The 21,028-nt window shown below is 28.9% G+C and carries 21 protein-coding genes and 1 pseudogene; 7 read left to right on the forward strand and 15 right to left on the reverse strand.

Annotated features, from left to right (window positions below):
• Window positions 1-151 precede the first annotated feature (151 nt).
• Window positions 152-1,441, reverse strand: a complete 1,290-nt coding sequence (locus ACH2BO_RS14705; RefSeq protein ID WP_395045485.1) for a hypothetical protein — start codon at window positions 1,439-1,441, stop codon at window positions 152-154.
• 65 nt (window positions 1,442-1,506) lie between these two features.
• Between ACH2BO_RS14705 and ACH2BO_RS14710 the strand changes: the two genes are divergently transcribed.
• Window positions 1,507-1,788 (forward strand): helix-turn-helix domain-containing protein, encoded by a 282-nt coding sequence (locus tag ACH2BO_RS14710; protein ID WP_395045486.1) that lies wholly within the window; start codon window positions 1,507-1,509, stop codon window positions 1,786-1,788.
• Here the strand turns inward: ACH2BO_RS14710 and trpS are convergent, their stop codons facing one another.
• On the reverse strand, window positions 1,789-2,760 hold the full coding sequence (gene trpS, locus ACH2BO_RS14715) for a tryptophan--tRNA ligase (RefSeq protein ID WP_395045487.1): 972 nt from the start codon (window positions 2,758-2,760) through the stop codon (window positions 1,789-1,791).
• Between the two features lie 91 nt (window positions 2,761-2,851).
• On the opposite strand from trpS, the gene ACH2BO_RS14720 reads away from it, so the two are divergent.
• Window positions 2,852-3,589 (forward strand): lysophospholipid acyltransferase family protein, encoded by a 738-nt coding sequence (locus ACH2BO_RS14720; protein WP_395045488.1) that lies wholly within the window; start codon window positions 2,852-2,854, stop codon window positions 3,587-3,589.
• Between the two features lie 88 nt (window positions 3,590-3,677).
• On the opposite strand, the gene ACH2BO_RS14725 is transcribed toward ACH2BO_RS14720, so the two are convergent.
• The 4 genes from ACH2BO_RS14725 to recA all read right to left on the reverse strand — a co-directional run bounded on the left by ACH2BO_RS14725 (window position 3,678) and on the right by recA (window position 7,405).
• Window positions 3,678-5,327 (reverse strand): hypothetical protein, encoded by a 1,650-nt coding sequence (locus ACH2BO_RS14725; RefSeq protein WP_395045489.1) that lies wholly within the window; start codon window positions 5,325-5,327, stop codon window positions 3,678-3,680.
• A gap of 1 nt (window position 5,328) precedes the next feature.
• Window positions 5,329-5,877: an RNA polymerase sigma factor gene (locus ACH2BO_RS14730; RefSeq protein ID WP_395045490.1), complete on the reverse strand. Its 549-nt coding sequence runs from the start codon at window positions 5,875-5,877 to the stop codon at window positions 5,329-5,331.
• Between the two features lie 19 nt (window positions 5,878-5,896).
• Window positions 5,897-6,307 carry a hypothetical protein gene (locus tag ACH2BO_RS14735; protein WP_395045491.1) on the reverse strand — a complete coding sequence of 137 codons (411 nt, stop codon included), beginning with the start codon at window positions 6,305-6,307 and terminating at the stop codon, window positions 5,897-5,899.
• Between the two features lie 93 nt (window positions 6,308-6,400).
• The gene (gene recA / locus ACH2BO_RS14740) at window positions 6,401-7,405 is read right to left on the reverse strand and encodes a recombinase RecA (RefSeq protein ID WP_395045504.1); all 1,005 of its coding nucleotides are present in this window, start codon (window positions 7,403-7,405) and stop codon (window positions 6,401-6,403) included.
• A gap of 148 nt (window positions 7,406-7,553) precedes the next feature.
• Here recA and ACH2BO_RS14745 point away from each other — a divergent pair, with 148 nt between their 5' ends.
• From ACH2BO_RS14745 to ACH2BO_RS14755, 3 genes are all read left to right on the forward strand, one after another.
• A complete protein-coding gene (locus tag ACH2BO_RS14745) occupies window positions 7,554-8,288 on the forward strand; it encodes a lysophospholipid acyltransferase family protein (protein WP_395045492.1) in 735 nt (244 codons plus the stop codon).
• 111 nt (window positions 8,289-8,399) lie between these two features.
• A complete protein-coding gene (locus ACH2BO_RS14750) occupies window positions 8,400-9,389 on the forward strand; it encodes an acyl-ACP desaturase (RefSeq protein ID WP_395045493.1) in 990 nt (329 codons plus the stop codon).
• A gap of 82 nt (window positions 9,390-9,471) precedes the next feature.
• Window positions 9,472-10,116, forward strand: a complete 645-nt coding sequence (locus ACH2BO_RS14755) for an HD domain-containing protein (RefSeq protein ID WP_395045494.1) — start codon at window positions 9,472-9,474, stop codon at window positions 10,114-10,116.
• A 10-nt stretch (window positions 10,117-10,126) separates the two neighbouring features.
• Here ACH2BO_RS14755 and ACH2BO_RS14760 read toward each other — a convergent pair whose 3' ends face one another.
• The 9 genes from ACH2BO_RS14760 to ACH2BO_RS14800 form a co-directional block, all read right to left on the reverse strand.
• Window positions 10,127-11,245, reverse strand: a complete 1,119-nt coding sequence (locus ACH2BO_RS14760; RefSeq protein WP_395045495.1) for an ATP-binding protein — start codon at window positions 11,243-11,245, stop codon at window positions 10,127-10,129.
• Window positions 11,246-11,414: 169 nt separating this feature from the next.
• Window positions 11,415-12,953 (reverse strand): hypothetical protein, encoded by a 1,539-nt coding sequence (locus ACH2BO_RS14765; RefSeq protein ID WP_395045496.1) that lies wholly within the window; start codon window positions 12,951-12,953, stop codon window positions 11,415-11,417.
• A 40-nt stretch (window positions 12,954-12,993) separates the two neighbouring features.
• Entirely contained in the window at window positions 12,994-13,776 is a 783-nt protein-coding gene (locus tag ACH2BO_RS14770; protein ID WP_395045497.1) for an enoyl-CoA hydratase/isomerase family protein, read from the reverse strand.
• Between the two features lie 61 nt (window positions 13,777-13,837).
• Window positions 13,838-15,259 (reverse strand): sensor histidine kinase, encoded by a 1,422-nt coding sequence (locus ACH2BO_RS14775; protein ID WP_395045505.1) that lies wholly within the window; start codon window positions 15,257-15,259, stop codon window positions 13,838-13,840.
• Window positions 15,260-15,537: 278 nt separating this feature from the next.
• Entirely contained in the window at window positions 15,538-15,912 is a 375-nt protein-coding gene (locus tag ACH2BO_RS14780) for a four helix bundle protein (RefSeq protein ID WP_395045498.1), read from the reverse strand.
• Between the two features lie 47 nt (window positions 15,913-15,959).
• Complete coding sequence (locus ACH2BO_RS14785; RefSeq protein ID WP_395045499.1) at window positions 15,960-16,493, reverse strand: CopD family protein; 534 nt, start codon at window positions 16,491-16,493, stop codon at window positions 15,960-15,962.
• A gap of 80 nt (window positions 16,494-16,573) precedes the next feature.
• On the reverse strand, window positions 16,574-17,590 hold the full coding sequence (hemH, locus tag ACH2BO_RS14790) for a ferrochelatase (RefSeq protein WP_395045500.1): 1,017 nt from the start codon (window positions 17,588-17,590) through the stop codon (window positions 16,574-16,576).
• Window positions 17,591-17,656: 66 nt separating this feature from the next.
• Window positions 17,657-18,187: a hypothetical protein gene (locus tag ACH2BO_RS14795; protein ID WP_395045501.1), complete on the reverse strand. Its 531-nt coding sequence runs from the start codon at window positions 18,185-18,187 to the stop codon at window positions 17,657-17,659.
• 9 nt (window positions 18,188-18,196) lie between these two features.
• On the reverse strand, window positions 18,197-19,069 hold the full coding sequence (locus ACH2BO_RS14800) for a helix-turn-helix transcriptional regulator (RefSeq protein ID WP_395045502.1): 873 nt from the start codon (window positions 19,067-19,069) through the stop codon (window positions 18,197-18,199).
• A 227-nt stretch (window positions 19,070-19,296) separates the two neighbouring features.
• Here ACH2BO_RS14800 and hemA point away from each other — a divergent pair, with 227 nt between their 5' ends.
• Entirely contained in the window at window positions 19,297-20,556 is a 1,260-nt protein-coding gene (gene hemA / locus ACH2BO_RS14805) for a glutamyl-tRNA reductase (RefSeq protein ID WP_395045503.1), read from the forward strand.
• A gap of 46 nt (window positions 20,557-20,602) precedes the next feature.
• Window positions 20,603-21,028: pseudogene (locus ACH2BO_RS14810) on the forward strand (hydroxymethylbilane synthase); the annotation flags it as partial.

Below are 21,028 nucleotides of genomic sequence, written 5' to 3' on the forward strand. Positions count from 1 at the left end.
TGCTACAGCAATAATACTAACATAATTGTTTCCCATAAAAGCATGATCTTCTGGTTCTGTACCTCCAGTTTCAATATTTACATATGCATTCCATATTTCCGGAAAATCACTACTAGTATTAGTGTTCCCAGCTCCTTGATATTGAACAACACTACCTAATTAATGCATGTATTAACTCATGAATTATTGTTGATGCTTTACCTAAATGTGTTGAACCACTATTATTATAAAAATTAGAATTTAATTGTATCGTATAATTAAAATTTTCATTAGTCCCGGAAAACATACCATATAGTGTTTGTCCATCTTCATCAACTAAATTTATTACTTGACTAAATTTAATGTTAAAAAGAGCGTTAGGATCTTCAAAACGAGATAAAATTTTTGCGAGTTTGTGGTTGTGTTTTAGTTTATTTAAAATTGCTCTAGTACAAGGGTCAAGTTCAGAATCATCAATTTTTTCTTCAATTAAAAAAGGCATTATAGAAACTACAGCATCATCTGGATCTTCATTTATCACATCCAATCCATCAGTAATAACATTTATACTTTCAATTGAAAAATTATTCCCTATTAGATATTCATTTATTGCAATTTGGTTTATACCAACTTGATTTATATATGCTAATTTTCGTTGAGGTGTTAAGTTATGGATAAAGTTTTTAATAGCAGTATCATCAGGTGAAAGTGTTGATATACCTGTATAAATTCCGCCACTATTGGAACCGCCACCTGTATGTCCTCCAGAAGTATCTCCTCCAACGCCATCACCACCACTTACGCCATCACCACCACCACTATTGTCCTCTACAGTTGTACATAGTGTAGTGTAATTATAATTATATACAGCTTCACATTGAACACCATTTGGGTGTGTACCTTTTGGATATGGACAACCTGGATATGTAGTTGTAGTTACAGTCCAAGAAAAACAAACTTGTTCTCCACCACTCCAAAATATTTTTTGGTATTGTACTTCAAGATTCTGAATTTGTTCTCGTGTTAGTGTTTTATATACTTCAGGACTTACATTATACTTTATTAAATAAGTATCAATCTCACCATTTCCTTTGTCAGCAAACAAAATATTTTCAATTTTATTCTCAGCATCTTTAAACATTGGAAAAGTATAGAAATTCTTACCATCAACTGAAATTAAATTACCATTTTCAGTGTCTATATAAATATTAAGGTTAGAGTCATATTCTATTCTATTACCATCACTTGTTGTTTCATACTTCATCTTTTTAATTTTTGAGATTTCGCTATTGATTCTAGAAGATATGCTTTTATCTAAATTTTTGAGTGACACTTCTTTTAATGTTACTTCTCTTGAGTTATTCTGAATGGATTGTTCATATAAATCTTTTTCACAACTCAAAAAAGTAGTTGCAATAATAAACATTAATAAAACAGAAGTAAATTTGTTGTAATTTTTCATAAATTTAATGTTAAAGTTAGTAATATTCTTTCAAATATATTAAAAAATTAACAATGTAGCATATAATGCCACATATTTTTTTATTTTCATTAACGAATTTCGTTGCTGTGAGAAAAGCAGTAAATGAAATATTTATTAAGGAGTTTGGTGAGAACCTAAGAAGAATTAGGTTAAACAAAAAACTTTCTATGCAAACACTCGCACACATTATAAATGTTGAATATTCTCAAATAAGTAGAATTGAATTAGGAAAGATAAACACCACTATAAGTACTGCTTATGAAATAGCAAAAGCACTTGAAGTTCCATTGAATGAACTTTTTAATTTTCAAATTCTAGAGAAATAATCACGAAAACCCCAATTTCATTCTAACTCTACCCAAAACTTCATTAGCAACAAGATGAGCTTTTTCTGAACCAAGTTTTAACAAAGCGTCAACTTCATCAAGATTATTTATATAGTAATTGTATTTTTCTCTTTCAGTTTTAAATTTTTCACAAATTAGTTCAAAAAGCGCTTGTTTTGCATGTCCATAACCATAATTTCCGCCAAGATAATTTTGTTTCATAGTTGCACTTTGCTCTTCATTGGCAACCAATTTATAAATGCCAAATATCTTGCACGTATCAGGATTTTTTGGTTCTTCTAGTGGTGTACTGTCACTTTCTATTGACATTATTTGTTTGCGCAAAGCTTTATCTTCAAGAAAAATATCAATAATATTACCGCGAGATTTACTCATTTTTAGTCCATCTGTTCCAGGAACATACATGGTTTCTTCTTGTACTTTTCCTTCTGGAATTACAAAAGTTTCTCCCATTTGATGGTTAAATCGTGAAGCAACATCTCTTGCAAATTCAATATGTTGCATTTGATCTTTTCCAACAGGAACAAAATTGGCGTCATACAATAAAATATCAGCTGCCATTAACATTGGATATACAAATATTCCAGCATTTACATCATCCAATCTATCAGCTTTATCCTTAAAAGAAGTGGCTAATTTTAATCTTTGATACGGAAAAAAACAAGACAAATACCAAGATAATTCTGCGGTTTGTGGCACATCGCTTTGGCGGTAAAAAGTTACTTTGTTGATGTCTAATCCACAAGCTAACCAAGCAGCAGCAGTACTATAAGTGTTTTTTCTTAAAGTTTCGCCATCTTTTATTTGTGTAACCGAATGCAAATCAGCGATAAAAAGAAACGATTGGTTATCAGGTTTATTAGACAATTCTATTGCAGGCATAATTGCGCCTAATAGGTTTCCTAAATGTGGTGTTCCTGTGCTTTGAACTCCTGTAAGTATTTTAGCCATATTGTGCTGAATTTATTTTCAGTATTTTTTTATTTATTGCAAAGTTACTGCTTTGTATTAAAAGTTACCTACTATTCCTTATTTTTGACATATGAGATTACTAAAAATAGTTTTTTGGATACTTTGGCGCATTTGGTTTTACATTTTGATGGGTGCATTTATTGTAATTATGCTTCCGTTTTTGGTAATTTCTATTCTTAAAGAAGAATGGTATTCTTATTTTTTCTTTATGGCAAGAATTTGGGCAAGAGGAATTTTACTCGGAATGGGTTTTTACTATAAAGTAGAAAGAGAACAAAAACTTGAAGCCAAAAAAAGTTATATGCTTGTTGCTAATCATACTTCAATGATTGATATAATGATGATGTTGGCAATTACTAAAAATCCGTTTGTGTTTGTCGGAAAAAAAGAATTGGCTAAAATTCCTTTGTTTGGTTTTTTCTATAAACGAACATGTATTTTGGTTGATAGAAGTAGTCCTAAAAGTAGAATGGAAGTTTATAAAAGAGCACAAAAAAGATTACATCAAGGAATGAGTATTTGCATTTTTCCCGAAGGTGGAGTTCCTGATGAATCGATAGTTTTAGACGAGTTCAAAGATGGTGCTTTTAGATTAGCAATAGAACATCAAATTCCAATTGTGCCAATGACTTTTGCAGATAATAAAAAACGTTTTTCTTATACTTTTTTTAGCGGAAGTCCTGGATTATTAAGAGCAAAAATCCATTTTTTTATTGAAACAAGCGGTAAAACATCTGAAAATAAGAAAGAAATAAAAGAACAAGTTAGAATAATAATATTAAATCAACTGTCAAAATATAATTCATAAAAAAAAGAGTTCGTTGGAGGCGAACTCTTTCTTGTTATTACTCGAAAATAATAACACCACTTAACTAATTTTAATCAATTTAACCAACCTAAAAAGTATAACTAATTCCAGAATATAAACCAAAAATGTAAGGTTTAAAGCTACCAGAATCGGCGTTAAATGTATTTATTTGATATTTCAGTACAGGTTCAATTCTTGCTTCGAGACGCTTTAAAAAACCATATTTAAGTCCAAGACCAATATTAGTGCTAAAATGTATATCGTTCAGGTTATTGGCTTGACCAATATTAAGTTGTGTGCCAGAAGAAATTAAAGAAACTTCATTCTGATTTAGTACCAAAGTACTAAAACCACCAATAACATCAACACCAATTTTTTTATTTAAAACCTTATAAGATAATTCAAAAGGGATTTCTAAATAACCAATTTTTTGATTTATAGAGCTATCAAATTTATTTAATAAATTTCCAGAAGGAGCAATTTCAGAGGTGCCTTGAGCATTGTTTTTATTTTCAATTTGAATCACAGAACCCATTGTGTTTGCAGTAACATGTTTCAAAGGTTTTGCTGTAGAATTTTGATAAAAAACCACATCGTTTGTGTTATAATCTATTGATAATGAATTAACTCCAGTTCTTATTTTTAGTTTTTTATTTACTGCATAGTTTACTCCCAATCCATAACTAAAGTTAGTATTATATTCCTTAGTATTGTTTTTTAATTCTGAGTCAAGTGGTGAACCATTTGTGGTTGAACTAAAATAAATAGGCGCAACATTTGATGTAAGTTGCCACCTATTTAGTTTTGGTTCTTTACTCTTTTTATTCTCTTTTTCAATAAGCAATTCTTCCATCGCATTTGGCACAACACTAGCAATAGATGTTGAATCCAATTTTTTTATTTCTTCTTTTATATCGTTTTCAGTTGATGTTTTAATGTTGTTTTTAACAACTATATTTTTATCATCTTGTATGTTTTTAATACTATTATTAGAATTGTTAATTGAGTTGATATCTTCTTTTTTCAATACTGAACTAACAACTTTATCTTCTTCTTTTATTTCATTTTTAAATTCTGAAGTACTAGTAAATGCATTACTTTTATTTATTACAGAAGATTTCTCGGCAACATTATTATGTAAACTATTGTTTGGCAAAACAGTTTCTTTTATGGTATGATTTTTATCAGTTTTGTTATTCAAATTACTCTTACTTCTATTTGCGATACCATCCTTTTTAATCTGATTTTTATAATTAAATTTATTTGACACAGCTTCTTTGGATGAAGAATTTGTATTTGTTTCCTTATTATAGTTAGTTTGGTTTGCTATAGTTTCATCATTTTTTAAACTAGTTTTATTTAATCCTTCTTTTTCAGAAACTTTAGAGTTTATTACTGTATTATCATTAGATGATTTTGCAATTCCTTCTTCTGTAACTATATCATTAGTGTTTTTTGAAGATTTTGATTCATTAGAATCAGAGTTTTTATTTTTATCTGAATTTACAATACTATTATCAGTTTTATTGTTCTCTAAAACCACATTTAATAAACCAAATCCTAAAACTAATGATGCTGCAATACCAGAAAATTTCCACCAAAAAGGTAACACTCTTCTTTTTTCTTTTTTCTCTAATAATCGCTCTTCTATATTCTGCCAAGCATCTGTTGGCGGATTAAAATCAAGATTTTTAAATTTATCTTGAAAAAGAGCATCTATGTTTTTATTTTCTTTCATTTTACGAAAGTGATTTTGTTTTTCCGTTTCCGGATTCTATTTTTTCTTTTAATATCAATCTTGCTCTAGACAAATTTGATTTTGATGTTCCAACACTTATTTTCAACATTTCGGCAATTTCTTGATGAGAATAACCATCAACTGCAAATAAATTAAAAACCATTCTATACTTATCTGGCAATTCCTGTATTATTTTTAATAAATAATCAACAGATAGGTTTTCATTATCTATTTCAATATTAACATCTGCAGTATCATCTGCAAAATTCTCATCAACTATATTTAAAAAATTCTCTTTTCTATATTGTTGTAAAGTATAATTTACAATTATTCTTTTTAACCAACCATCAAATGAACCTTTAAATGAATATTGATCTATTTTTTCAAAAATTATTAAAAATCCTTCTTGCAAATTATCTTGAGCTTCTTCATAATTGCGTGAATATTTTAAGCATACAGAAAACAGTTTAGATGCATATAATCTATAAAGTGTTTCTTGTGCTTTTATGTCATTTCTTTTGCAATTATATATCAGTTGCTCTAAACTCAAGCTGAAATAATTTAATGATTTATAATACCTCTACAACATATGTTTCATATTCATCTGAACCATTTCCGTTTAAACCTAACCAAAATTTAAAAGTATAAGTTCCAGCAACAGTTGGTTTAAAATCTAAAAAAACTTCAAATAAACTATCATCTGCTTGGCAATTAGAATTGTTTAATTTAACACTTTGTACCGCAATGGTCTTCTTTAACGAATCTATTTCATCATCTGCAATATAAAAACCATTAAAAATATGACATTCTGTTGGTCTTTTATAATTAATTTTAATTTTAGAAATGTTTCCAATTGTATAATTTGTAGGCATTTCTACACTTTCAATAGGTAAAACAACAAAATTTCTGTCGGTTTCACTACTTGTGGTACATGAGTTTAAAGCAAAAAAAACTGCAATTAACAATATGATTTTTTTCATTGGTATTATACATTATAATTAGTAGATGCAATTTTATACAAAAGGTTGCGTCAAAATAAAAAAAAATCACGCTCAAGGCGCGATTTATTTTTTTTATGCATTGTTTTCTTTTATTAATGCTTTAATTTTTAGTTCTAGTTCATCTGCCAATTCTGGATTGTCTTTTATTAAAGATTTCACAGCATCACGACCTTGACCAAGTTTTGTTTCGCCATAACTAAACCACGAACCTGCTTTTTTCACTATTTCAAATTCTACAGCCAAATCTAAAATTTCGCCAGTTTTAGAAATTCCTTCTCCATACATTATATCGAATTCGGCAACTTTAAATGGTGGTGCAACTTTGTTTTTTACAACTTTTACTTTAGTTCTATTTCCTACAACGTTTTCACCATCTTTTATTTGTGATGATCGACGAATGTCTAATCTAACTGAGGCATAAAATTTCAAAGCATTTCCTCCAGTTGTTGTTTCTGGATTTCCAAACATAACTCCAATTTTCTCTCTCAATTGATTTATGAAAAATACTGTACAGTTAGTTTTACTAATTGTTCCTGTTAATTTTCTTAATGCTTGCGACATTAATCTTGCATGCAAACCCATTTTAGAATCGCCCATTTCTCCTTCAATCTCACTTTTTGGAGTTAAAGCTGCAACTGAATCAATAACAACAATATCAATTGCACCAGATCGAATTAAATTCTCAGCAATTTCAAGCGCTTGTTCACCGTTATCAGGTTGTGATATGATTAAATTTTCAATATCTACACCAAGTTTTTCGGCATAATTTCTATCAAAAGCATGTTCTGCATCAATAAATGCTGCAATTCCACCAGCTTTTTGTGCCTCAGCAATTGCATGAAGTGTTAATGTAGTTTTACCTGAAGATTCTGGACCATATATTTCTATAACTCTTCCTCTTGGATAACCATTTACACCAAGTGCTAAATCTAAACCTAGCGAACCAGATGAAATTGTTTCTACTTCTTCAACGGCTTTATCGCCCATTTTCATTACGGTTCCTTTTCCGTAAGTTTTGTCTAATTTGTCAAGCGTTAACTGTAATGCTTTTAATTTTGCTTCTTTTTCTGAACTCATTTTTTCTTTCATTTATTGGCATTTAATTCCGTAAAAATAAGTATTTTTTTTTGATAGTTTTATATTTGTGAAAATGAGTTTTAAACAATCCCGAAACTTCGGGACAAAATAAATTTATTTCTTACTTTTGCAAAGAACCACTGTTTCTATGGAAAAACTTATTTCGTATCCAATTTCTATCATATATTACCTCTCTTTTGGGTTGTTTTTGGTTATTTTTCATCCAATTCAATGGTTTTGTTTACATGTTTTTGGATATCAAGCTCATAAAAAAAGTGTAGATTATTTGAATTTTTTTTTAGTAAGATGTACTAATCTGCTTGGAACAACCTATTCTTTTAAAAATAGAAATCTAATTCCAGATAATGTTCCAATTATATTTGTGTCAAATCATCAAAGTTTGTATGACATTGTTGGAATGATATGGTATTTAAGAAAATTTCACACAAAATTTGTTAGTAAAAAAGAACTTGGAAATGGAATTCCTAGTGTTTCATATAATCTGCGTCATGGAGGTTCTATTTTAATTGACAGAAAAGATCCAAAACAAGCCATTCCATTAATAAAAGGATTGGCAGAATATATAGAAAAACACAATAGAGCAGCAGTAATTTTTCCAGAAGGCACAAGAAGTAAAACTGGAAAACCAAAGGAATTCGCACAAAGCGGTTTGAAAATCCTTTGTAAATATGCGCCTTCAGCTTATGTTGTTCCAATTAGTATTAATAATTCATGGAAAATGGTTAAATTTGGTGCTTTTCCAATGGGTTTAGGAAATAAACTTGAATTTATAATTCATGAACCTATTGCAGTAGGCCAATTTTCATTTGAAGAAATAATTCAACAAACAGAAACCGCTGTTGTTAAGGACATTAAACTCTAGTTAAAATTAGCATATAATAGAAAATCGAACGTAAATTTGTATTAAATATTTAAAAAGATTTTTAGATTTATAATAATCAGAAATCTTAGAATTTAAAAATCCTACTAAATAATGTCTATAAAAAATATTCGTCTAGAAGTGATGCAATTTCTAGAAAAAAACGTTGATAGCTTTGTTGATCAATTTTTGATTCCGGTTGAAAAAATTTGGCAACCATCAGATTTACTTCCTAACTCTGAACAAGAATCTTTCTTTGAAGAGGTTAAAGAATTGCGTGAAATTGCTAAAGATTTACCTTATGATTTTTGGGTAGTTCTTGTTGGTGACACCATTACTGAAGAAGCATTACCAACCTACGAATCATGGTTGATGGATGTTGAAGGAATTGACAATGTAGAGCGAAACGGTTGGTCTAAATGGGTTCGTCAATGGACAAGCGAAGAAAACCGTCACGGCGATTTACTGAACAAGTATTTGTATTTATCTGGAAGAGTAAACATGCGTGAAGTCGAAATGACTACGCAACATTTAATTGCCGATGGATTTGACATTGGAACTGGTCGTGATCCATATAAAAACTTTGTTTATACAAGTTTTCAAGAATTGGCAACCTATATTTCTCACAATAGAGTTTCTCAAATTGCCAAGAAGTATGGCGATGCAAAATTGTCTAAAATATGTAAATTAATTGCTGGTGATGAAATGCGTCATCATCATGCTTATTCAGAATTTGTTTCTCAAATTTTTAAAGTTGATCCTAGCGAAATGATGCTTTCATTTCAATATATGATGAAGCAAAAAATAGTTATGCCAGCATTGTTTTTAAGAGAATCTGGAGAAAAAATTGGAACAGCATTTGAAGAATTTTCTAATTCTGCACAAAAAATAGGTGTTTATACAGCTGCTGATTATGTAGATATTTTACAAAAATTAGTAGAGAAATGGGAAATAGATAAAATTGTTAATCTTACAGACGAAGCTGAAAAAGCAAGAGACTATCTAATGAAACTACCTGCAAGAATGGCTAAAGTGTCTGAAAGATTGGTCTTGCCAGAAGAAACTAAAATCTTTAAATGGGTTGAACCAGCTTTGATTAAATAAAATTAATAAATCATAATAATTAAAATTCCAAATTCCAAATTCCAATTTTTATTAGAATTTGGAATTTTTTATAAATAAAAAAATGACATTAATAGAGAAAACTATATTTTTTGTAAAACAAAAACTAGTAAACGCCGAAGGCGGACACGATTGGTTTCATATAGAACGTGTTTATAAAAACGCAATTCTTATTGCAAAAGAGGAAGTTTGTAACCTAGAAATTGTAAAACTTGGTGCATTACTTCATGATATTGCCGATAGTAAATTTAATGAAGGTGATGAAAGCATTGGTCCAAAAGTTGCCAGAGAATTTCTAGAAAACCAAGAAGTTGATGAAGAAACTATAGTTCATGTCATAAATATTATTGAAAACATTTCATTTAAAGGAGGAAATTTTGAAAAGAAATTTAACGCTATAGAATTACAAATTGTTCAAGATGCAGACAGATTGGATGCCATTGGAGCAATTGGAATTGCGAGAACTTTTAATTATGGAGGTTTTAAAAACCGTCAATTATATAATCCTGAAATTCTTCCTAATTTAAATATGAGTAAGGAAGAATATAAAAATAGTGAAGCACCAACATTGAATCATTTTTACGAAAAATTACTTTTACTAAAAGATAAAATGAATACTCAAACCGGAAAAAAAATTGCTCAACAAAGACATCGTTTTATGGAAGTTTTTCTTGAACAATTTTATGCAGAATGGAATGGTGAGAAGTAAAAATTTATTATTACAATAAATAATCCCAAAAATTTTCTTTATGAATAACTTGCTTAGTTTTAGGATGGTACTTTTCTGTAAATGATTTGGTAAATTTTACTTTAATATTTGGATTGTATTTTATTTCAAAAGCATCAATTTCGTTGTTTTTTATTTCTAGAAAATCAATTTCGGCTTGCTGTGTATTGCGCCAAAAATAAGTGTCTTTATATTGATTTTCATAAGATAATTTTTTCTTTCGTTCACTAATTATAAAATTTTCCCACAATGCGCCAACATCATCGCGAAGTTCTATTGGCGTAAAATTTTTAACAATTCTGTTACGCAAACCGTTATCCCAAAAATATACTTTTCGACTTTTTCTAATTTCATTATCTTGATTTTTACTATAAGCATTTAAGCTAAAAACAATAAAGTTTTTTTCTAGAATATCAATATATTTTTCAACGGTTAATCTATTAATTCCCAAATCATTTCCTAGTGAACTGTAATTTATTTCGCTTCCAATTCTAAACGCGAGCATTAGAATTAATCGTTGCAAAGTAGAAGATTTTTTTATTCCTTCAAGATTTAAAATGTCTTTATACAAAAAACCTTCTACCAAATCGTTTAGAATTTTTTCTTCCTTTCCAGGATTATTTACAACTTCTGGATAATATCCAAAAACTAATCGGTGCAGAACCAATCTAGTTTCTTCAACAAAGTTAGTGTGACCAACCATTTCTTGATAACTAAATGGAAAAAGTTGTAACTCCTCTTTTCTTCCCACCATGCTTTCTTTTGTTTTATCGGCAAGTTCAAAAGCGCTACTTCCAGAAGCTATAACCTGAATTTCTGGAAAATTATCTACCATTCGTTTAATTAATAATCCAACATTATGAATCATTTGAGCTTCATCAATTACAAGAATTTTATTTTCTCCAACCAATGCTTTTAATCTATCGGTTGTAATATTTTCAAGTAAAAGTTGTGTATCTGGTTCATCTCCATTTAGCCATAAAAAAGAATTATTTTTTATAGTACTTTTTATAAATGATGTTTTTCCTACTTGTCTTGCTCCAAATACAAGTATAGCTTTTCCTTTAAAAAGATAAGAATCTATTTCTTTTTGCTGAGTTCTATGTATCATTCCACACTTATTTTATAGCACAAATATATAAAAAAACATAATAATATGATATTACAACATCAATAAAGTATAATAATATGATATTACAATATCAAAAAAGTATAATAATATGATATTTAAAATAAAATTAATCAAAAAAAGAGAACCAATTAAGATTCTCTTTTGTGTGCTACAAAGTAATTTTTAATAATTGTTTTTTCTTTCCTTTTCGTCCAATAAAGTAAGTAGCATTATTGGTTGTTGCACCATCAGAAACCATAAATGGAACATCATTATCTTTATCATCAAGTACTTCTTGGTAATCAAAATCTCCGTTTGGTTTAATTCTAATAATATTTAAATTAGAATGTTTTGTACTAGTTTGCCCAAATTGAATTCTGTCATTTTTTAACTTTTTAACCTTTTCTCCTGTATTTATATAAAAATAAGTGTCATCGCCTTTTATGGTTGATGTATAAGAAATGTATGAATCATCACCGCTTGTAGATTGACGTTTGTTTATATTTCTAGCCCAAATAATATCACCTTGAGTATTTAGTTTTGCACTTACAATATCATCATAATGATAAATTGTGGTTGTATAAAAACCACCATTTCCGGTAGAATGAGTGTGTGTAGTGATATAAAATTCTTCGGCATTAAAAACAATATCACCAGATGATGTTACTGATATTCCTCTAAAGGATAAAAACTTTAGTTCTTTATCTTTATCTTTTCCATATTTATCAATAATAAATTGTTCTGTAAACGGATTAAATTTAGATTTTTTTATTGCTAATGTTTTTGGTTCTAATTCATAATAACATAATCCTTTGTAGCGAAAATCGTTTTTGTCTGAATAAAATCCAACACAAGTAACTTTGTCATTAAAAACTATTGTTTTTAGTGAACCGGCAAAATGTTCTTCGGTGTCAAAAACTTGTGTTGTACTACCATCTTTGGTAATTCTTGATAATTCATATTGGTATTTTCCACCTTCTTTTTTCTTTTTCTTTTCGGTTGTATATGCTTTTCCTAAAAGATACAATGTATTTCCATCTTTAGAAACATCAATGTTTTCATATCTAAACTTTTTATCTTTTATATCGCGTTTAAATTCATGAATAAATTTTTGATTTAATTTGGCATCAAATAAGTATAATTTATGTGTTTCTTGATTTTTGTTGGCAATATCTACAATAATTGAAAAAGCTGTTTTATCTTCGTTAACAATCATTTGTGCGCCAGTATCACTATCATAACCTTTTCCAATTCCCCAAAAAGAAAAGCCATTTACTTCTTCGCTTGGCAAAATAAAAAGTTCTTTTTTTGTAAAATTAAAATCATTTATATTAGCAGTATTTGAATTGCATATAAATGCTTTTCGTTCTTTATCATAAGTAAAATCTATAATATTAACGTTGTTTTCGTTAACGATAATTCCCATAACTCCGCTTCTTTTAGAGTCATATTCATAATCTTTTATTAGTTTCATATTGGCATCGTAATGTTCAAAATAATATCCAAATGCTCCCGAAAAAACGCCACCCATAAAAGAACGAACTATTATTAATCCGCCGTTTCCATCTTCTTCTACAGACATAATTGTAGAATGCTTGTATTCGTCTTTAAAAACATCACTTTTTTGAACTTGAAAAGGGATTTCTTGAGCTTTCACTAGATTTGAAAAAGCGCTAAACAATAATAAAGTAAGTACTAATTTTTTCATTAAATTGGTTTTTGTTTTTTAGTTTATAAATTTTTGGTTTTTATTTTCCTTGAAAAATAGCTTTTCGTTTCTCTATAAAAGCGGTTGTTCCTTCTTTAAAATCTTCGGTTCCAAAGCATTTTCCAAAGTTTTTTATTTCTGTTTTATATCCGTCAACGCCATCTTTATAATTGTCGTTTATGGCTTTTATGGCTTTACCAATTGCTGCTGGAGAGTTTCTCATAATTTTAGTTGCAATACTTTTTGTAAATTCTAAAAGTTCAGCTTGAAGTACAACATGATTTACTAATCCGTAATTTTTTGCAGTTTCAGCATCAATCATTCCTGCAGTCATAATTAGTTCCATTGCTCTTCCTTTTCCAACAAGTTGTGGCAATCGTTGTGTTCCGCCATAACCTGGAATTACGCCAAGTGAAACTTCGGGCAAACCCATTTTGGCATTATCTGATGCTACTCTAAAGTGACACGACATGGCAAGTTCCAATCCGCCACCAAGCGCAAATCCGTTTATGGCTGCAATTACTGGAGTTTTTAAATTTTCGACAAAATCGAACAATAATTCTTGTCCTTGTTGCGATAATTGTGCTCCTTCTTCTATAGAATAATTAGCAAATTCTGAAATATCTGCGCCAGCAACAAATGCTTTTTCGCCTTCGCCAATAATAATTATTACTCTTGTTTCATTATTTTCATCTAATGATTGAAAGGCATCATGCAATTCTCGAATGGTTGCAACATTTAGTGCATTTAGTTTTGATGGACGATTTATTGTAATTTGTCCGATTCCGTTTTCTGATGAAACGATTATGTTTTCAAAGTTCATATTATTCTTTTTTTGACAAGAATTTATATTTTTTTAATATACAGTTCGTGTTTATTCGTGGCTAAGTTATTTTTTCAATTATTGGAAGCGAAACAATAAAAGTAGTTCCTTTTCCGAATTCAGTTTCAAATATAATTGTTCCTTTGTAATTTTCAATAATATTTTTTATAATTCCTAAACCTAAACCCATTCCGCTATTTTTTGTGGTGAATTTTGGCTCAAAAATATGTTCTGTAAATTCATCTTCTATTCCAATTCCGTTATCTTTTACAGTAATATTTACATTTTTATCTACTTGTTTTACAGCCACAATTATAGATTTTTCTAGTTGTTCTTCTGGAATGGCTTGAATTGCATTTTTAACTAAATTGGTTATAATTCTAACCAATTGTGTCCTGTCCATAATTGTTGTAATCTCTACTTCGTCACTTTCAAAATGAATGTATTCTTCGTTAAAAATATCTAATGAAAACTCAACAACTTCAACAACATTTAAAGTTTCATTTTGTTGCGCTGGCATCGATGCAAAGTTAGAAAAAGCTGATGCTACCGAACTCATAGTGTCAATTTGCTGAATTAAAGTTTTAGAGTAATCGTCTAGTTTTTGTTTTAAATTTGGATCATTTGCATCAAACTTTCGTTGAAAACTTTGCACCGTCAATCGCATTGGTGTTAGCGGATTTTTAATTTCGTGAGCTACTTGTTTAGCCATTTCGCGCCAAGCTTGTTCACGTTCACTTTGTGCCAACATTGTAGCACTTTCTTCTAATTTGTCAACCATTGCGTTATAAGCTTTTATCAACGAATTTATTTCGCGACTGTTGGCTTCGATTACAATTTTTTCGTTTTTTTGATTTAAACTTGTTTCATTAATTTTATCAGAAATTGTTTTTAAAGATTGAGTAATATAGGATGCTAAAAAATAAGCCAAAGCAAATGCGATAATCAACATAAAAAAGTAAACCTGACTTAATCTAATTAAGAATTCTTGAATTTCATTTTCATAAAAACTATCGTCTTCAACATAAGGTAAATTTAGAATTCCCAATGGTTTGAATTTGTCATCTTTAATTTGACTAAAAGAGGAACGGTTTTTTACACCTTCAAAACTTTTAATATCTACATAACGTTTTTCAATTGAAGATTGCACCAATTTAATAATATATTTTGGAACTGGTGGCGAAATACTATCAACAGAAAAAGAAGCTTTAGAAGATTTAAGTAGATTTCCTTTTAAACTATAGATGTTTATTTCAATATTATGAATGTCTGACAATTCATGAATTTTATCTTTAAAAATATAGGGAATATATTTCTCTGTAAGTGGATATGTAGTTGTTGAGAGGATATAATTAATGTGTTCTTTTACAGCATCTTCTTTTCTTTCAAGTCGTTCTTGATGATAGTTTCGCGCTTCGTTTTTAAACTGAATTACCGATATGGAAGCCATTAAAATTGAAGCAATTAATATCAATACAATCATCGATAGGAAAATCCTAATTCGCAGAGAAAGCATTGACATTTTGAAGTTTTTTAGCATTTTAATCAGTATTCAGTAATCAGTATTCAGTAATCAGTGTTCAGTAATCAGTGTTCAGTAATCAGTGTTCAGTAATCAGTGTTCAGTATTCAGTAATCAGTGTTCAGTATTCAGTAATCAGTGTTCAGTATTCAGTAATCAGTATTCAGTAATCAGTAATCAGTAATCAGTAATCAGTATTCAGTATTCAGTGTCTTTCTTGACTAAGCATTTTTTATTGTTTATAAATCAGTCTTTACACCAAATTTTATTGGGTTTTGCAACATATAATTTATTAATTTTCCAACTTCTTCACTTTCAATAATTAATTTATTGTAGGCATCTTTTTGAATATAATTGCAGGCTAAAGCAAATTCAAGCCATGATTGTGTTTCTGAATTTTCAGCATCTGAATCAGTTAATTTACTATAAAAATGTTTGGGATAATCTCTTTTTCTGTATGCTTCTGCAATATTTGCACAAACACTTCTTGAAGAACGGCGAATTTGATCTGTTAATGAGTATTTTTCTTCAGACGGAAAAGATTTACCTATTTCAAAAATTTTCATTGCTAAGTCAAATCCTTTTCTGTATGCTAATAAATCTTGAAATTTCATATATAATTATTTATTGTATACTTCAACTGAATACTGATTACTGAACACTATTTTCTTTCTCGTATTCGCTTGTAAAACTTAAATCCCAACATAATGATAATCGAAAAAAGAAAAATTCCAATTACTCCATAAATCCAGTTGAATGCATTTTTTAAAATTACTAAAAAAACTACAGCAAACAAGATTATTGTTGCTCCTTCGTTCCACAATCGCATAAAATTGGATGAGTATTTTATTTCATCTCGTTGCAATTGAGTGTAAATTTGTTGGCATTTAAATTGATATAAAAACAGTGCAAAAACAAAGCCAAGTTTAACGTGCATCCAAGACATTTGTAACAATACCGGATTTAATATTAATAACCAAATGGCAAATAATGTTGCTAAAATTGCACTTGGCCAAGTAATAATATACCAAAGTCGGTACGTCATTATTTTATATTGTTTTTGTAAAATTTCTTTTTCTGGCGATGGTTTTTCGTTAGCTTCTATTTGATAAACAAATAACCGAACAATGTAAAATAATCCTGAAAACCAAGTGATTACAAAGATTAAGTGTAGTGATTTTATGTATTCGTACATAGTTAATTTTAGTTTTCAAGTTTCAAGTTTCAGGTTATTGTAAGTTGTGTAAACTTGAAACCTTAAACTTGAAACAAATTTTAAACTTTTTCAAATTCTTTAATCCAACTCGCAACAACTCCACACCATTCATCACCATCATTCATACAAGGAATTGCCATGAATTCTTCGCCACCATGATGTAAAAATTGTTCATTGGCTTCCATTGCAATTTCTTCTAGTGTTTCTAAACAATCACTGACAAAAGCTGGTGTTACAACTGCTAATTTCTTGATTCCTTTTTCGGGCATTTTATTTATTTCAACATCTGTATATGGTGTAAGCCATTTGTCGCCAGCCAATCTAGATTGAAATGTTTGACTGTATTTACCTTCTGGAATTTCGAGTAATTTTACAACTTGTTTTGTAGTTTCATAACATTGATGACTATAACAAAACTCGTGTGCTGGCGATGGTGTATCGCAACACGTTCTGTCTATTTTACAATGTGATTTTGTAATGTCTGTTTTTCTAATGTGACGTTTTGGGATTCCGTGATAAGAAAACAATAAATGATCATAATCAAAAGTGTCTAAATGTTTTTTTATAGAATTTGCCAATGCTTTTATATAACTTGGTTTGTTATAAAAAGCAGGAACAATTGTAAATTTCATTTCTGGAAAATGCTTTGCACGAAGTTCTTCTGCCAAAACTAAAATAGTAGTTGTAGAAGCCATTGCATGTTGCGGATACAAAGGAAAAAGCATCACTTCATTAACACCTTTATCTTTTAATTCTTGTAATCCTTTTAAGATTGTCATTGTTCCGTAACGCATGGAAAGCGCGACTGGAATGTCAACTAAATTTTGTACTTTTTTAGTCATTCTTTTCGAAATAACTACGAGTGGCGAACCTTCGTCCCACCAAATTTTGGCATAAGCTGCAGCCGATTTTTTAGGACGAGTTTGCAAAATAATTCCTCGAACTAACAAAGCACGCAATAAAAACGGAACGTCTATAACGTATTTATCCATTAAAAATTCGTCTAAATACGGTTTAACATCTTTGGCTGTTGGACTTTCTGGTGAACCTAAATTTACTAATAATACTCCTTTCATTTTATTCTTTTTTATGACTGCAAAAGTAATTAAACTTGATTTTTTAATTATTTGATTAACACTTTTTTATTGATTGTTTGATGGATTAGGGTTATTTAATTTTATATTTTTAAAAATAATTTCTAATTCTGAAATTTCAATTCCACCACTATTTTCTATATCTTTATTTTCTTTGTCTTTGCCAATTAAATAATACATCTGGCATTCTAGACATATTTTTATAATTCCAATAACTTTATTAGATTTTTTTAAAATTAAAATATCTCTATATTTAGGAATACAAGCGGTTGTGTATGCACTAGTAAAAGTTGAGTTATTAAGAAATTCTTTGATATCAGATTTTGAAATTTTATTACTCATAAATTTCTCTGAATTCAATTCAGTATAAAATAATGAATCGTTAAGTTTATTTGGAAAGTCATCTTCTAATATCTTGATATAATTTAAATCAGATTTTTCAACTAATCGATTTAGAAACTGAGAATTATAATTTTCATCTATTGAATAGTATTGTACGCTATCAAAATCTGTGAAAATTGACTTTTCTGAGCAAGAATAAAATATAATAACAAATAATAAAATAATTATTTTTTTCATTTAAATTTTTTAAATATTCTGATTCAAATTCATCAAATACTTCTTAGGTGTAGTTGCAAATTTCTTTTTAAACGCCGAAATAAAATGACTTCCTGTACTGTAACCAATTTTTAAACCAACTTCATTTACATTATACGAACCAGAATCTAATAATTTTCGAGCATAATCCATTTTATAGTCAAATAAAAATCCGTAAACTGTATCACCATAAATTTGTTTGAAACCCATTTTTAGTTTCTTTAAATTCAAGCCAATTTCATCTGCCAATTCTTGTAATCCTGGTGGTTCAGCCACATTAGCAATAATAATTTCTTTGGCTTTTTTAATTTTTAAAACATTGTCTTCATCTATTAAAAAAGGACATTGTTCTGCATTTGGATCTTCATTTCTATTAAAATATAAACTCAATAATTCATATCCTTTTCCTTTATAGTAAAGATTTTTTATAGATGGATTTAAGTTGTAATGAAACATTTGACTCAGAACAATTGCCATTGATGGACTAATATTATCTTCTTTATAATACTTTTTATCATTATTTTCTTCACTCAAAAACGGAATATAATCAGATTCTGAAGAAAATAAAGAATGAAACTTTTGAATAGAAACTATTACAGAAATCACCCAAGAATTTGGGGCTAATTCTAAATTTAATGGCAATTCTTTTTGAGGATTATAAAACAAATAAGACTTTTCTTCATTCAAATCTAAAGCATAACTTCCTTGATTAAAAACAAACTTTGCTTTGCCTTTCATTCCAAAATGAAACTGAATCAAACCTTGATTTATATGTCTTTCAACATGATACGATTCGTCAGAATCATTCTGAAATCGTATCAGAGTAAAATCATTTTCAATTGTTATAACTTCTTGAGAACCCATAGCGATATTTTTTTTATACTGAACTTGTTTCAGTATCTATTTATTATTTAGAACAGTTCTACGTAATAAATTCGAAGATACTTGATTCATTGCAAATTTAAAAGAAATTCTAAACTTTTCATTATAATTACATTAAAAAACGCATAGCGACACAAATAGTCCTTACAGCGTTACTTTTATTTAAACTATAGTAATAGTTTTGCGTCACTTTCATTCAAAAAGTATTCATGGAAAAATTTGATACTACTAAACATACTTCTTTTTACGCTTTGGGCTTAAGTTATAAAAAAGCTGATGCATCAATTAGAGGTAAATTTAGTTTAGATTCCAATGCAAAATCTACCTTGTTAATTCAAGCTGAAGCCGAAGGAATTGAAGCAATAATAGTAACTTCTACTTGCAACAGAACCGAAATTTATGGCTTTGCAAATCATCCATATCAATTAATAAAATTACTTTGCGAAAACAGTAATGGTTCGGTTGAAGAATTTCAAGATGTTGCTTATATCTATAAGAATCAAGAAGCAATAAATCACATGTTTCGTGTTGGAACCGGTTTAGACAGTCAAATTCTTGGCGATTTTGAAATCATTAGTCAATTAAAAATTGCATTTATCGAAAGTAAATCCAACGGAATGGTTAATGCTTTTCTAGAAAGATTAGTAAATTCTGTAATTCAAGCAAGTAAAAAAATTAAAACAGAAACTGATATTTCTTCAGGCGCAACATCAGTTTCGTTTGCATCGGTTCAATATATTATTAAAAATGTTGAAGATGTTTCCAATAAAAACATTCTGCTTTTTGGAACAGGAAAAATAGGAAGAAATACGTGTGAAAACCTTGTAAAACATACCAAACACGAGCAAATTACTTTAATAAACAGAACCAAAGATAAAGCAGAGAAACTAGCAAATAAATTAGATTTAATTGTAAAAGATTATTCAGATTTACAATTAGAACTTCAAAAAGCAGATGTGGTTGTAGTTGCCACTGGAGCACAAAATCCAACAATTGATAAAGCAATTTTAAATCTTAAAAAACCTTTATTAATTTTAGATTTATCAATTCCAAAAAACGTTCACGAAAATGTTCAAGAAATAAATGGAGTAACCTTAATTCATTTAGATCATCTTTCGCAAATGACTGATGAAACTTTAGAAAATAGAAAACTTCACATTCCAAAAGCTGAAGCTATTATTGAAGAAATAAAAGAAGAATTTACAGATTGGACAAAAAACCGAAAATTTGCACCAACAATTCATGCTTTAAAAGAAAAATTAAATTCAATTAAAGATGGCGAATTGAATTTTCAACGTAAAAAACTATTAAATTTTAACGAAGAACAAGCCGAATTAATAAGCAATAGAATTATTCAAAAAATCACCAACCATTTTGTAAATCATTTAAAAGATGGTGAATCAATGGACGATGGTATTGAATGGATTGAGAAAGTTTTTCAATTGGAACAAGAAAAATCTTTTTTTTAAAATTTTGCGTCTCTGCGACTTTGCGAGAAAATAAAAAATCATAAAAGTGACTGGTAAAACAATAAGAATAGGAACAAGAGACAGCGAATTAGCACTTTGGCAAGCAACAAATGTTCAAAAAAAACTAATAGATTTAGGATATAAAACCGAAATTATTGCTGTAAAATCTACCGGCGATTTAATTCTAGACAAACCACTTTACGAACTCGGAATTACAGGAATTTTTACAAAAACGCTAGATGTTGCTATGATAAATGGTCAAGTTGACATTGCAGTTCACTCAATGAAAGACGTTCCAACCGCATTACCACAAGGAATTGTTCAAGCAGCTGTTTTAGAAAGAGCTAATTTTAATGATATATTAGTTTACAATAATAATCTTGATTTTCTAGAAAATTATGGCACAATCGCAACAGGAAGTCTACGTCGTCAAGCAATGTGGCTCAATAAATATCCCAATCATAAAGTAGTC

It is taken from the genome of Flavobacterium sp. (genome assembly GCF_043773265.1).
Classification (GTDB): domain Bacteria; phylum Bacteroidota; class Bacteroidia; order Flavobacteriales; family Flavobacteriaceae; genus Flavobacterium.

Bases quoted from the DNA above. Each gene is read 5' to 3' on its own strand.
- ACH2BO_RS14780 (WP_395045498.1), bottom strand. From the start codon at position 15,912: ATGAAATTTCAAGATTTATTAGCATACAGAAAAGGATTTGACTTAGCA.
- recA (WP_395045504.1), bottom strand. From the start codon at position 7,405: ATGAGTTCAGAAAAAGAAGCAAAATTAAAAGCATTACAGTTAACGCTT.
- ACH2BO_RS14705 (WP_395045485.1), bottom strand. From the start codon at position 1,441: ATGAAAAATTACAACAAATTTACTTCTGTTTTATTAATGTTTATTATT.
- ACH2BO_RS14770 (WP_395045497.1), bottom strand. From the start codon at position 13,776: ATGAACTTTGAAAACATAATCGTTTCATCAGAAAACGGAATCGGACAA.
- ACH2BO_RS14725 (WP_395045489.1), bottom strand. From the start codon at position 5,327: ATGAAAGAAAATAAAAACATAGATGCTCTTTTTCAAGATAAATTTAAA.
- ACH2BO_RS14760 (WP_395045495.1), bottom strand. From the start codon at position 11,245: ATGATACATAGAACTCAGCAAAAAGAAATAGATTCTTATCTTTTTAAA.
- ACH2BO_RS14755 (WP_395045494.1), top strand. From the start codon at position 9,472: ATGACATTAATAGAGAAAACTATATTTTTTGTAAAACAAAAACTAGTA.
- ACH2BO_RS14720 (WP_395045488.1), top strand. From the start codon at position 2,852: ATGAGATTACTAAAAATAGTTTTTTGGATACTTTGGCGCATTTGGTTT.
- trpS (WP_395045487.1), bottom strand. From the start codon at position 2,760: ATGGCTAAAATACTTACAGGAGTTCAAAGCACAGGAACACCACATTTA.
- hemH (WP_395045500.1), bottom strand. From the start codon at position 17,590: ATGAAAGGAGTATTATTAGTAAATTTAGGTTCACCAGAAAGTCCAACA.
- ACH2BO_RS14775 (WP_395045505.1), bottom strand. From the start codon at position 15,259: ATGATTGTATTGATATTAATTGCTTCAATTTTAATGGCTTCCATATCG.
- ACH2BO_RS14710 (WP_395045486.1), top strand. From the start codon at position 1,507: ATGCCACATATTTTTTTATTTTCATTAACGAATTTCGTTGCTGTGAGA.
- ACH2BO_RS14765 (WP_395045496.1), bottom strand. From the start codon at position 12,953: ATGAAAAAATTAGTACTTACTTTATTATTGTTTAGCGCTTTTTCAAAT.
- ACH2BO_RS14800 (WP_395045502.1), bottom strand. From the start codon at position 19,069: ATGGGTTCTCAAGAAGTTATAACAATTGAAAATGATTTTACTCTGATA.
- ACH2BO_RS14785 (WP_395045499.1), bottom strand. From the start codon at position 16,493: ATGTACGAATACATAAAATCACTACACTTAATCTTTGTAATCACTTGG.
- ACH2BO_RS14745 (WP_395045492.1), top strand. From the start codon at position 7,554: ATGGAAAAACTTATTTCGTATCCAATTTCTATCATATATTACCTCTCT.
- hemA (WP_395045503.1), top strand. From the start codon at position 19,297: ATGGAAAAATTTGATACTACTAAACATACTTCTTTTTACGCTTTGGGC.
- ACH2BO_RS14750 (WP_395045493.1), top strand. From the start codon at position 8,400: ATGTCTATAAAAAATATTCGTCTAGAAGTGATGCAATTTCTAGAAAAA.
- ACH2BO_RS14735 (WP_395045491.1), bottom strand. From the start codon at position 6,307: ATGAAAAAAATCATATTGTTAATTGCAGTTTTTTTTGCTTTAAACTCA.
- ACH2BO_RS14795 (WP_395045501.1), bottom strand. From the start codon at position 18,187: ATGAAAAAAATAATTATTTTATTATTTGTTATTATATTTTATTCTTGC.